General features: G+C 61.9%; 10 protein-coding genes. 3 read left to right on the top strand and 7 right to left on the bottom strand.

Annotated elements, in window-relative coordinates; genetic code table 11:
• The first annotated feature begins 262 nt into the window (after positions 1-262).
• Positions 263-952 (top strand): phosphatase PAP2 family protein, encoded by a 690-nt coding sequence (locus BLJAPNOD_RS35310; protein ID WP_115418901.1) that lies wholly within the window; start codon positions 263-265, stop codon positions 950-952.
• Positions 953-1014: 62 nt separating this feature from the next.
• On the opposite strand, the gene BLJAPNOD_RS03350 is transcribed toward BLJAPNOD_RS35310, so the two are convergent.
• The 5 genes from BLJAPNOD_RS03350 to BLJAPNOD_RS03330 all read right to left on the bottom strand — a co-directional run bounded on the left by BLJAPNOD_RS03350 (position 1015) and on the right by BLJAPNOD_RS03330 (position 7341).
• On the bottom strand, positions 1015-2904 hold the full coding sequence (locus tag BLJAPNOD_RS03350) for an MFS transporter (RefSeq protein ID WP_077504746.1): 1890 nt from the start codon (positions 2902-2904) through the stop codon (positions 1015-1017).
• A gap of 170 nt (positions 2905-3074) precedes the next feature.
• Positions 3075-4328, bottom strand: coding sequence for an ABC transporter permease (locus BLJAPNOD_RS03345; protein ID WP_115418900.1), 1254 nt, complete (start codon positions 4326-4328; stop codon positions 3075-3077).
• Positions 4325-5014, bottom strand: coding sequence for an ATP-binding cassette domain-containing protein (locus BLJAPNOD_RS03340; protein WP_115418899.1), 690 nt, complete (start codon positions 5012-5014; stop codon positions 4325-4327). Before BLJAPNOD_RS03340 ends, BLJAPNOD_RS03345 begins: the two co-directional genes overlap by 4 nt.
• A gap of 3 nt (positions 5015-5017) precedes the next feature.
• Positions 5018-5482, bottom strand: coding sequence for a hypothetical protein (locus tag BLJAPNOD_RS03335; protein ID WP_115418898.1), 465 nt, complete (start codon positions 5480-5482; stop codon positions 5018-5020).
• Positions 5483-5589: 107 nt separating this feature from the next.
• A complete protein-coding gene (locus BLJAPNOD_RS03330) occupies positions 5590-7341 on the bottom strand; it encodes an alkaline phosphatase (RefSeq protein WP_115418897.1) in 1752 nt (583 codons plus the stop codon).
• 389 nt (positions 7342-7730) lie between these two features.
• Here BLJAPNOD_RS03330 and BLJAPNOD_RS03325 point away from each other — a divergent pair, with 389 nt between their 5' ends.
• A complete protein-coding gene (locus BLJAPNOD_RS03325) occupies positions 7731-8765 on the top strand; it encodes an aspartate-semialdehyde dehydrogenase (RefSeq protein WP_077504742.1) in 1035 nt (344 codons plus the stop codon).
• Between the two features lie 207 nt (positions 8766-8972).
• The gene (locus tag BLJAPNOD_RS03320) at positions 8973-9794 is read left to right on the top strand and encodes a lytic transglycosylase domain-containing protein (RefSeq protein WP_077504754.1); all 822 of its coding nucleotides are present in this window, start codon (positions 8973-8975) and stop codon (positions 9792-9794) included.
• A gap of 72 nt (positions 9795-9866) precedes the next feature.
• Here the strand turns inward: BLJAPNOD_RS03320 and BLJAPNOD_RS03315 are convergent, their stop codons facing one another.
• Positions 9867-10514 carry a carbonic anhydrase gene (locus BLJAPNOD_RS03315; protein WP_115418896.1) on the bottom strand — a complete coding sequence of 216 codons (648 nt, stop codon included), beginning with the start codon at positions 10512-10514 and terminating at the stop codon, positions 9867-9869.
• A gap of 69 nt (positions 10515-10583) precedes the next feature.
• Positions 10584-11465: a pyridoxal kinase PdxY gene (pdxY, locus tag BLJAPNOD_RS03310; RefSeq protein WP_115418895.1), complete on the bottom strand. Its 882-nt coding sequence runs from the start codon at positions 11463-11465 to the stop codon at positions 10584-10586.
• Positions 11466-11716: the final 251 nt, after the last annotated feature.

Here is an 11716-nt window from a genome sequence, read left to right as displayed (position 1 = left end):
GTCGGAACCGTCGAAATGGGCGAAGCCATCCTTACCGAGTTCAAGGCTCTTTCGGCCTGACCTTCGAAGGGCGCGCCCCCGGCGGGCGGCGCTTTTTTTCGGCACCTCCGGAGCGATCCGGAGGTGTTTTGCGTTCAGCAGTCTTGAATTTGGCCGCCGAGCCGTCACATGCAGGCAAATCCGGCGCGAGCCATGGGTATGGAGAAGGGGCCGGGCCACGTCGAGGCGCCTTTGCGCATGCAGACCGTTTGGAAAGGCAATCATGAATCGACCGCTCGCATCAACCGGATGGATCCTCGTGACGACGTTGGTCCTCGTGCTCGCCTTCATCCCGTTCGATCCGGTTCTCTCGACGCGGGCGCAGGCGCTGCCCGAGACCATCGTCGCCTTCAACCGCATGATTACCGACTTCGGCACCTTCGGCTGGATGATCTATCTCTCCGGCCTGGTGCTTGCAGTCGCCTTCATTCTGCGGCGTGCGGTTCGCCAGGCACCGCTTCAACGCAGGGTCCGCACCGTGCGCAACCTTGCCGCCTATTTCTTCCTGACGATCGGCACCGCGAGCGTGCTCGTGCATGCGCTGAAGTTCCTGATCGGGCGGGCTAGGCCCGAGCTTCTGGTCGATCTCGGCGCCTACAGCCTGACGCCGTTTACCGGCGACAATCTGTTCGAGAGCTTTCCATCTGGCCATTCGACGGCAGCCGGCGCCTTCTTCGGCGTCTTTGCCATACTGTTGCCGAAGCTGCGGTGGTTCTTTTTCGCCTTGGCGCTGGTGATCGGGATCTCGCGCGTCATCGTCGGCGCCCACTACCCGAGCGACGTCGCCGCCGGGCTGCTACTCGGCCTCTGGACATCGCTGATGGTGGCGTTTCTTTTTGCCAAGCGCGGCTGGCTTTTCCACGCCGACGAGGGCGGCTGGCCCATCCCCAAACGCTCAGGTTCCCGCCCATAAAAAAGCCGGCGCGGAAGACCGCGCCGGAGTCAGGAGAGCCGTGATGCCTCTCGGGGAAGTTTTTAGTCCATCGCGTGGATGTCGCGATCCTTGGTTTCCGGCAGGAACAGCATGCCGATGACCAAGGTGATGCCCGCAAAGATGATCGGGTACCAGAGACCGTAGTAGATATCGCCTTGGGCCGCGCTCATCGCGAAGGCCGTTGCCGGCAGCAGACCACCGAACCAACCGTTGCCGATGTGGTAGGGCAGGGACATGCCGGTGTAGCGGATGCGGGTCGGGAACATTTCGACCAGCAGGGCTGCGATCGGGCCGTAGACCATCGTTACGTAGATGACGAGAACGGTGAGAACCGCAATGATCGTCGTCCAGTTGACGTTGGCGGGATCCGCCGTCATCGCAAAGGTGCCACCGCCGGCAATCGTATAGACGGCCATTTCGGTTGCGGTGCCGACTTCGTCCTTCGTCAACAGCTTGTCGGAGACGAGCTTGTCGGCCGGAACCACGGTCTTTTCACCACCGCGAACGGCAACAGCATCAAGGGCGAGTTCCGGGTTGGCGGCAACGAAGCCGTCGAGCTTGGAGTCCGGAACCTTTGTTGCACCACGAACCAGCGGATAGCCGGCACCCTGGAGAGCCATGTTGGTCTGCTTTTCAAAGGTGGAGTTGGCAGCCTTGGCACCATCGCCTGCGGCAACGGCGTCGTAGCTGTTGATCGTCGTTTCGCCGATCTTGACCGTTGCCGGTGTACCGGCAGCTCCTGCCGTGACGACGTCATAGGGCACCGAGTTCTTGGTGAGGAACGCGGTTGCGATGTCGCACGAGGTCGTGAACTTCGCCGTGCCGGTCGGGTTGAACTGGAACTTGCAGTCGCCAGGTGCGGCAGTCACGGTTGCCCGAACCGATGCCTGGGCCTGAGCAAGTGCCGGGTTACCGGCCCATGTCAGCGCCTTGAACAGCGGGAAGTAGGTCAACATGGCCAGCAGCAGGCCCGCCATGATGATCGGCTTGCGGCCGATCTTGTCGGAAAGCCAGCCGAAGAACACGAAGAAGCCGGTACCGAGCAGCAGCGAAATGGCAACCATGATGTTGGCCGACTGGCCATCCACCTTGAGCACGCCCGTCAGGAAGAACAGGGCGTAGAACTGGCCCGAGTACCAGACGACGGCCTGGCCGACGACGGCGCCGAACAGGGCCAGAAGCGCAATCTTGGCGTTCTTCCACTGGCCGAAGGCTTCCGACAGCGGTGCCTTGGAGCCCTTGCCCTCTTCCTTCATCTTCTTGAAGGCCGGGGATTCGTTCATCTTCAGGCGGATCCAGACGGAAATGCCGAGAAGCACGCACGACAGCAGGAACGGAATGCGCCAGCCCCAGGCGGCAAAGGCTTCCTTGCCGAGAGCGAACTGCACGAGCAGGATCACCACCAGCGACAGGAACAGACCGAGCGTCGCCGTGGTCTGAATCCAGGAGGTGAAGTAGCCGCGCCGCCCATGCGGCGCATGCTCGGCCACATAGGTTGCAGCACCGCCATATTCACCGCCGAGCGCCAGGCCCTGCAGCATGCGCAGAACGATGAGCAGGATCGGAGCGGCGATACCGATCTGGGCAGCGCCGGGCAGGATGCCGACCAGGAAGGTCGAAAGACCCATGATCAGGATCGTCACGAGGAAGGTGTACTTGCGGCCGACGAGGTCACCCAGGCGACCGAAGACCAGAGCGCCGAACGGACGAACCAGAAAGCCAGCGGCGAACGCCAGAAGCGCGAAGATGTTCCGCGTCGTTTCCGGGTAGGAACTGAAGAAGGTCGCGCCGATGTAAACGGCAAGCGAACCGTAGAGATAGAAATCGTACCATTCGAACACGGTACCAAGCGACGAGGCGAAGATGACCTTCTTCTCCTCGCCGGTCATCGGACGCGTTTTTGCGTCGTCCGCAGTCGCGACATTTGCCATTTTGTTTATCCTCCACTCCAAAACAGCCCATTGGAGCGCCCATTGGCTGGTCCGGACATTCCTCCCAAGAACGTCCGAACGTGGTGCGCCTGATCACAGGATGTCAGAAAAAAAGGGCCCTAGGCAGGGATGCTTTGGGCTTATGACTTTCGTCTAAGAAACGGCGGCCCTCAGGCACGAAGCGCTGCCGCCGGCGATTGCCGGTACGCCAGCACGGCCGGCAGGACAGCGAGGACGGCGGCGAAAGCGAGAATGACGGAGACAAGAAATCCATCCCCCGCCGCAAACATCACCGGCATGGCAACACCGCTTTCGCCGGAAAGATATCCGGCTATGAATTTGGCGGCACAGAAGCCAAGCGCGAAACCGATCAGCACGCCCGCGGCGATCAACGCAAACAGTTCGCTCCAGACGATGATAAACACCGCCGTGCGCGGCGCGCCGAAGGCCCGCAGCGCCCCGATCTGCCGCCGGCGCTGGCCGACATGCAGGATGGTGACGAGGAGGATCGCGGCTGCGACCAGAACCTGAGCGCCTGAAGTCACCCCAACGAGCACCCGCTTGGCGTCGCCGAGCGTGGCATAGAGGTTCGTCAGCACCTCGCCGGGAAAGACCGCCAGCGTCGTGGTGTTCCGGTAGTCCTGGCGAAGTTTGTAGGCGTCGGCGATCGATTTCGGTTTGACGAGGATGGCGGGCAGGCCGGGCGTCGCGTGGCTCCAGTCTTCATCGAGCGCCGCATTGGCATCGATAGCGGGATGGTCCGCCGCGGCACCGGATGCCGCCTCATCGTGGTCGTGGTGTCCGTCAGCGTCGTCGTGTTCGGTTTCCATTCCATGCAGCGCCCAGACCGCCTGCATCGGTACCAGAATGGCCCGGTCCCAGGCGGTATCCGTCGGCTTGAGCCGTCCGACGATGCGATAGGCGAGTTCCGTGTGGGCGTGGCCGCCGAGCTCGGCGAGGCCGTGGGTGGGCTTGACGGCATAGCCGAGCGGCAGGTCGACCGCAGCACCGGCCACTGCTTCGCCGAGGGTGGCAAAGACACGCCCTTCGGTAAGCTGTTCGAGCTGGCCGATCAGTGCGGTGGACGTACCGACAACGGCATGGCCACCAAAACTGTCGCCGAAGCCGACGGGCGCTGCTGAGGCGACGCGCGGATCGGCAAGAAGGCGAGGGAGAACCCCTCCGTCCACCAAGGGTAGCGGCGAAGGCTGCAGGAAGATCGAGGAGAGAACAAGCTGCGTCTCGCTACCGGGGGCACCGATCACGAGATCGAACTTGTCGGCGGCACGGGCGCTGCCGAGCCGAAGGGCGCGCTCCTGCATGGTGACGGCAACGCCGAGCGCCGTTGCCAGCGCAATCAGCAGAACGACGACGAGCGAACCCGCCCACAGACGCCGCAGATCCGCAAGGACAAAGCCGATCATGCCGCACGCTCCTCGATCAACCGATCTTCGACGATACGCCCGGCGGCAAGCCGAATGCGACGGTCCAATCGTCGAGTAAGCGCCAGATCGTGTGTCGCAACGATCAGTGTGCAGCCATTTTCGCTTGAAAGCTCGAGCAGCAACTCGCAGACGGCATCGCCCGCTTCGCTGTCGAGACTGGCGGTCGGCTCGTCGGCGATCACCACGCCCGGCCTGCGCAACAAGGCACGGGCAATCGCCACGCGCTGCATCTCGCCACGCGACATGGTCTCGATCATCTGTTTCGGCCGGGCAAGCCCGACGCGCAGCAGCAGATCCTGCGCACGGGCACGGATATCACGGGTCATGGCACCGGAAAGCCTTGCCGGCAACAGAACGTTTTCGAGTGCGCTGAGACCGGGAAAGAGATGGAAATCCTGCAGGACGAGACCGATATTGGCACCGCGCCAGCGATCGCGGCCGCCTTCGGAGAGCCCACAGATATCGACGTCTCCCCAACGGATGCGGCCCTGTCCGACCCGCTCCAGGCCGGTCAGGATGCTGATCAGCGTACTCTTGCCGGACCCCGACGCACCGGTGAGCGCCACGCGGCTGCCGGCGGCGATGCTGAGGCTGTCGATTGCAAGCGCCGCGGCAGCCAGTCCGGGAAAGCGCACATCGATCCCTTGAAGCTGAAGACCAAGCATCGGCTAGACCGTATAAAATTCAGATGAGCGCAGGCGCAGCAGGCTGACGAAGCCGGTCTCCGGATCGGTCCAGGAGCCGACCTCCAGCGTCCCACGCACCTCGATCGTCTGGCCGGGCGGCACGAAGGTCTGCTTCTCGCCGAGGTAGACGACGACGATGTTGTCCGGCCAGTCGGAATCCGACGAACAGAACGGACAAAGCGCCATCGGAATTTCCGTCAGGACGAAGAACGCCGCCTCGGCTTTCAGCGGCGGCGCCATGAAGCCGCGCATGCGCACCTCCTGGCCGGCAAGGCTCTTCACCTTCCGCGAGAATTCCAGGCCGAGCACGCTGACCTTGCCATAGAGTTCATCGAAGGTGAGGCTGGCATCGGCGCGCGCAACGCGCCGGTCGATTGCAACAGCCGCGCCGGCAGCCAGCCCCAGCAGGGCGCGTCGACTCAAGGAGAGTGGGGTCGGTAAAGACATCGTCTTATAGCCATTTGGTATCCCGGCAGCACATGAACATCGGCAGGGAAAGACGTCAGCGCAAAACCTTCTCCCCGCTTCCGGGGAGAAGGCAAATCTTTGGACGATCAGTTTGTCTGCTTCACGCCGAGAGCAAGCGCGTCGACGAGAACGCGGTAGACGTCGCTCTGCTCCATGTAGCCTCTGAAGGCTTCGCTGCCGGGGCCTTCCGACTGCAGCACGACGTCATCGACCGTGTGCTGGCCGGTGCTTTCGTCCTTCGGCAGGATGCCGACGCGCAACACGGCGCCCGGCATGTCCTTGTAGGCTTCGTTTGCGACATACTCGTCCTTCTCGTTCTTCACCGCCGGCTCGAACGGGCCATCCAGCTTGGGGCTGAAGGTTTCGTAGTAGTCGGGGAAGTTGGAGACGAACATGGCGAGGCGGCGGCTCGCATCGATCTTGTCGGGGAAGCCGTCCTTGTTCGCGTCGGTGTAGTTCGGGAAGCCGGCCGAAGAGCCCGTCTTGACCTTGTCGCGGCCTTCCTTGCCCTCGACGGTATCGTCGATGATGCCGAGCAACGAGACGCCATGGGTATGGTCACCGGTGACGACAACAAGCGTATCCGGGTTGTTCTTGGCAAATTCGCGGGCAACGCCGATCGCCTGGTCGAACTCGATGGTCTCGACCACGGCGCGTTCCATATCGAGCGGATGGCTCATCTTGTCGATCGAGGCGCCCTCGACCATCAGGAAGAAGCCGTTCTCGTTCTTCGACAGCCGGTCAAGCGCCGTCTTCGTCATGTCGACCAGACCCGGCTGGCCTGGGAACTTTTCGGCCGTGCCCTTCTTCAGGAACTCGCGGTCGAGCGTCACGTCCATGTTGCCGGTGTGGAACAGGCCGAGAAGCTTGCCGTCGGCGGGCGCATTGGCCAGTTCGGTCTTGTCGGTGGCAAGCGCGTAGCCGGCGTCCTGGAAAAGCTTGATGTAGTCCTGGTTGTCCTTGCGCTTGGAACCGGGCGTTTCCTTGCCGAGGAAATAGGCCGATCCGCCGCCAAGAATGACTTCCGGCTTGATGTCGTAGATCATGCCGACGATCTCGGCCTTGTCGTTGCGATTGCGGGTGTGGGAGACGACGGCGGCCGGCGTCGCATCCTCGATTTCCGAGGTGGTCACGAGGCCGATTGACTTCTGCGTCTGGCGACGCAGCGCCTCGGCAATGGTTTCGACGCGCGGATCATCAAGGCTGTCGGGGGTGCGGTCGCCATAAACGCCGACGGCGTTGATCACGGTCTTGTGGCCGGTCATGTAGGCCGACATGGTGTTGGCGCTGTCCGTATCGATCGAGTTGGTGGCGGACGTGCCAATGAAGGCCATGCGCTCGAGATCGTCCATGTTGAGGCGGCCATTGGCCTTCCCCTCGGTCATGCCCTTCGACATGATGCGCGCAGCGGTGCGGTGGGCGACCGAGAGACCATCGCCAAGCAGGAAGATGACGTTCTTGGCCTTCGGCTGTTCGGCCGTGGCAAAGACGTCCCACGTCACCGACTTTGTCTGTTCGCCGGCCGTCACCTCGACCTTATAGCTGCCCGGCGCGCCGATGACGGCGTTGCGCAACACGAGGGCCGATCCGAGTTCCTTGTCTTCCTTGCCCTTTTCCATCGCGACATAGGTGGCCTCGGAGCCGAGCGCTGCCTTGTAATCCTCACCGTTCACGGTCACCTTGATGTCTTCAGCCTTGACCGCACCCTTGAGCTCGACCTTGAAGTCGAACGGCGAACCGGCAAGAATCGTCGCGCGATCAATTGGATAGACGTCCGCAGCCTGGGCTGACTGGGCCAAAACCGTTGTGGCAAAGAGGGTTACAAGAAGCGTGCGCATGGCGATCGTCCCTTTGAGGTATCGGATGGCGCGGTCCTAACGCCCGGCGATGACAGCGACATGACATAACGATCACGTTTGCGAGGCGCGGAGCATCGTACGCTTGACTCGCCGATAGAAACAATTATTAGGAGCCTCGGAAAGGAAGGCATTCCATGCTTCGCCGCGAACATAACTTCGCTGACAGCAGCATCCTGGCAGAAATCGCCGGGCAGGATATGCGTTTCCCAGCTTCCTTCAAAACAACGGCCAAAACGACGACGAAAACCGTCTGACGTCTCTGGCCCTCCGCTCTCTCCCCGGTTTGGCCGGGGACAGGAACCCTCGCGGCGGATCGCGCGGTTTCCCCCTCCACCCGACGAGGAGAGACAGAAAAGAGAGCTTAGATCATGGGTTTCAAGATTGCAGTCGCAGGCGCTACCGGCAATGTCGGCCGGGAGATGCTGAACATCCTTTCGGAACGCGGCTTTCCCGCCGATGAAGTGGTCGCCCTTGCGTCCGCCCGTTCCCAGGGCACGGAAGTTTCCTTCGGCGACAAGACGCTCAAGGTCAAGAACCTCGAAAACTACGACTTCTCCGACACCGATATCTGCCTGATGTCGGCCGGCGGCGCGGTTTCGCTGAAGTATTCGCCGAAGATCGGCCAGCAGGGTTGCGTCGTCATCGACAACTCTTCGGCCTGGCGTTACGATTCCGAAGTGCCGCTGATCGTGCCGGAAGTGAACCCGGACGCGATCTCGCTCTTCACCAAGAAGAACATCATCGCCAACCCGAATTGCTCGACCGCCCAGCTCGTCGTCGCGCTGAAGCCGTTGCACGACCACGCCAAGATCAAGCGCGTCGTCGTCTCGACCTACCAGTCGGTTTCCGGCGCCGGCAAGGACGGCATGGACGAACTCTTCAACCAGACCCGTGCGGTGTTCGTCGCCGACCCGATCGAATCGAAGAAGTTCACCAAGCGCATCGCCTTCAACGTCATTCCGCACATCGACGTCTTCATGGAAGACGGCTACACCAAGGAAGAGTGGAAGGTTCTGGCCGAGACCAAGAAGATGCTCGATCCGAAGATCAAGGTGACCTGCACGGCCGTGCGCGTTCCTGTCTTCATCGGCCATTCGGAATCGGTCAACATCGAGTTCGAAAACGAGATCACCGCTGACGAGGCACGCGATATCCTGCGCGAAGCGCCGGGTTGCCTTGTTGTCGACAAGCACGAAAACGGCGGCTACGTCACGCCTTACGAGTGCGCCGGCGAAGACGCCACCTACATCTCGCGCATCCGCGAAGACGCAACCGTCGAGAACGGCCTCAACATCTGGGTCGTTTCCGACAACCTGCGCAAGGGTGCGGCACTCAACGCGATCCAGATCGCCGAGCTGCTCGTCAACCGCGGCCTGATCCGCGCCAAGAAGCAGGCCGCCTGAACAAACAGACGGTAAGACACAAATAAGAACCCCGCCTGGCCCGTTATCGGCCTGCGGGGTTTGCTGTTTCACGGATCCGTGTGAAGATTTGATCGGATTCACGTGAAACCGTTAGGTATTTTCCGCCATTGAGTGGCGGGTGACAGAGCCGGCAAAGGCTGGCATCTTTGTAACGGCAACCAGATTCGGGCAATCACGGGGTTTTTCATGCACACGGCAAAGTGCGTAGCGATTGGGCTTGCGGCCCTGATTTCAACGGCGGTGCTTCCGGCGACCGCTTCCGCCGCACAGTGCGGCAACGACGGCAGCGGCTTTTCCGCCTGGATGACGCAGTTCAAGCAGGAGGCCGCCGGCAACGGCATCAGCCCCGCAGTCTTGAACAAGGCGCTCTCGAACGTCTCCTACAACAAGGCGACGATCCGCGCCGACCGCGGCCAGAAGAGCTTCAAGCTCTCGCTCAGCCAGTTCATGCAGAAGCGTGGCGGCCAGACGATCATTTCGCGCGGCAAGAAGATGAAGGCCCAGAACGCCGCGCTCTTCAACAGCATCGAGCGGCGCTATGGCGTGCCGGCCGGTCCGCTGATTGCCATCTGGGGCATGGAAACCGGCTTCGGCGGCTTCATGGGCAAGGAGCACACGCTCTCTGCCGTTTCGACGCTTGCCTATGACTGCCGTCGCTCCGACTACTTCACCAACCAGCTCTACGCGGCGCTCCAGCTCGTCCAGCGCGGCGATCTGAGCCCAGACGCCCGCGGCGCTGCCCATGGCGAAATCGGACAGACCCAGTTCCTTCCGGCAAACGTCTTGAAGTACGGCGTCGATGGCGACGGCAACGGCCATGTGGACATGGTCCGCTCGAAAGCCGACGCGCTCGCTTCGACCGCAAACTTCCTGCGTGGCCACGGCTGGCAGCCGGGCGCCGGATACCAGCAGGGACAGGCGAATTTCGCCGCAATCCAGGGCTGGAACGCCGCCAGCGTCTACCAGCAGGCGATTGCCATCATCGGCGCCGAAATCGACGGCGACTGATCGCGACCATTACAAGACTTGCAGATTGAGAAGCCCGGTTCGAAAGGACCGGGCTTCTTGCTTTGGCTGCTATCACATGCCCGGGCGGGCAAAATCACCGGTCTTCGGATCCATCACCCAGAGCTCACCGGTCGAAATATCGAACCATGCGCCATGCAGGTTGAGCTTGCCCTTGGTCTCGAGAATCTGGACGCAAGGGAACGTGCGCAGATTGGCGATCGAGTTGCGGATGGACACGCGCTCCAACGCCCGCTGCCGCTCGGCCTGGGTCATCACTTCGTTGCTCTGGATCTGCTCGGCCGAGGGTTTCAGCAGGTGCATCCAGCGGCCGATGAAATCACCCGGCGACAGAGGCTCGGCATCGAGATCGAGTGCCGCCTTGATGCCGCCACAGCGCCCATGGCCCATGACGACGATGTCGCTGACGCGCAGCGACTGCACGGCAAATTCCAGGGCGGCGGATGTCGAATGATAATGGCCGTCCGGCTCGTAGGGCGGCATCAGATTGGCGACGTTGCGCACGACGAAAAGTTCGCCCGGGCCGCTGTCGAAGATCGTCTCCGGTGCTGCGCGGGAGTCGCAACAGGCAATGACCATGGTCTTGGGCTTCTGCCCGCTGTCCGCCAATGTCTTGTAGCGCTGCTGCTGTTCGCTGAAGCGGCCATTCATGAAGTTATGATAGCCGTTCAGAAGGTGGTCCGGAAAACGCTGCATATCCATCGGTTACCCCGCTGTTGTCGAGAGTTCAATCCACCAAGCCATCCAACGGCAAGCCGTGAACAGCTTCTTCTATTTCCGGCGCATCTGGCTTGGATGCAGCAGACGCCGCATCTGCACCATCGCCATCGGCGTCGAGAGGCTCGACGCATCCTGTTCGAGCGTCAGTTCGTCGGCGCCGCGCTTGACCGTGCGCGCAATGATTTCAAAGACGCTGGCCGTGGCCATCTGCAGTGCACGCTCCTCCGAAAGCCCTTCGAGCAATCGCGCCAGGAACACCGCCGTCAGCAGATCGCCCGTACCGTTCGGCGGGTTCTCGATCAGCCGATGTTCGGCAAGCAGCGCATGGTTGCCGGAGAGATAGAGGTTTCCAGTGCCGCCGTTCATCATCGGGATCGCCGAGGTGACCAGCATGCGCGATGGGCCGAGCCCGAGCGCTGCGTCGAGGATGGCTGCGTTGGTCTCGAGCGCAGCGCCGGCAAGCCAGGCCAGTTCGAAGCGGTTGGGCGTGGCGAGACTTGCAAGCGGCAGCAGCCGGTCACGGATGGCAGTCGCCGTCGCTTCTGGCACGTAGAGGCCTTCGGCGTCGCCGATAACGGGGTCGCAGGCATAGACGAGATCGGGGTTGCGGGCGCGAAGCGCAGTCACCAGCCGGGCAACGCCGTCCGCCTGTCCCGCCGAACCGAGATAGCCTGAGAGCACCGCCCGAACCTCGCCGGCCCAGGGCGCCTGCGCCAGATCGTCGATCACCGAGTGGAATTCGGCATCGGGGATGGTGATACGGGTCGAGCGGCCATGGCCGGGATGCCAGGGCAGAATGACAGTCGGCAGGGCCCATACGGGATGACCAAGCGTCTCCAGGGCGAAGACAACCGCCCGATTGCCAACGGTACCGCGCACCACGTGACTAGAAATGACGATGACGGCACCAGGCAAGGAGGGCATTTCGGGCATCGGCCAGTCCAATCCTTCGATTTGACCTCTGATCACCGACTGTCACCGCCATGTCAACAGGCTATGGCAGAGAGGTTCCGCACGAGCCGCTGGCGTTTTCGTGCTTTTTCATCGAAATTCGAGCAATTTTCGCCAATTTGCCTTCGATTTAAATGGATTTAAGCTGTTTTCACGTGAGATTCTCCGATTTTGGGCTCGTTTTTGCCGAAATCGTCATAAAAAGCGGTCGCCATTAGCCATGGTTCTGATAG

Source organism: Ensifer sp. M14, from assembly GCF_003355565.1.
Lineage (GTDB): Bacteria > Pseudomonadota > Alphaproteobacteria > Rhizobiales > Rhizobiaceae > Ensifer.
The sequence above is the reverse complement of the archived record's forward strand: the minus strand, read 5'-3'. Positions and strand labels throughout refer to the sequence as shown.

What these genes read in the sequence shown, in the direction of transcription:
- BLJAPNOD_RS35310 (WP_115418901.1), top strand. Translation starts at nt 263, where the DNA reads ATGAATCGACCGCTCGCATCAACCGGATGGATCCTCGTGACGACGTTG.
- BLJAPNOD_RS03350 (WP_077504746.1), bottom strand. Translation starts at nt 2,904, where the DNA reads ATGGCAAATGTCGCGACTGCGGACGACGCAAAAACGCGTCCGATGACC.
- BLJAPNOD_RS03345 (WP_115418900.1), bottom strand. Translation starts at nt 4,328, where the DNA reads ATGATCGGCTTTGTCCTTGCGGATCTGCGGCGTCTGTGGGCGGGTTCG.
- BLJAPNOD_RS03340 (WP_115418899.1), bottom strand. Translation starts at nt 5,014, where the DNA reads ATGCTTGGTCTTCAGCTTCAAGGGATCGATGTGCGCTTTCCCGGACTG.
- BLJAPNOD_RS03335 (WP_115418898.1), bottom strand. Translation starts at nt 5,482, where the DNA reads ATGTCTTTACCGACCCCACTCTCCTTGAGTCGACGCGCCCTGCTGGGG.
- BLJAPNOD_RS03330 (WP_115418897.1), bottom strand. Translation starts at nt 7,341, where the DNA reads ATGCGCACGCTTCTTGTAACCCTCTTTGCCACAACGGTTTTGGCCCAG.
- BLJAPNOD_RS03325 (WP_077504742.1), top strand. Translation starts at nt 7,731, where the DNA reads ATGGGTTTCAAGATTGCAGTCGCAGGCGCTACCGGCAATGTCGGCCGG.
- BLJAPNOD_RS03320 (WP_077504754.1), top strand. Translation starts at nt 8,973, where the DNA reads ATGCACACGGCAAAGTGCGTAGCGATTGGGCTTGCGGCCCTGATTTCA.
- BLJAPNOD_RS03315 (WP_115418896.1), bottom strand. Translation starts at nt 10,514, where the DNA reads ATGGATATGCAGCGTTTTCCGGACCACCTTCTGAACGGCTATCATAAC.
- pdxY (WP_115418895.1), bottom strand. Translation starts at nt 11,465, where the DNA reads ATGCCCGAAATGCCCTCCTTGCCTGGTGCCGTCATCGTCATTTCTAGT.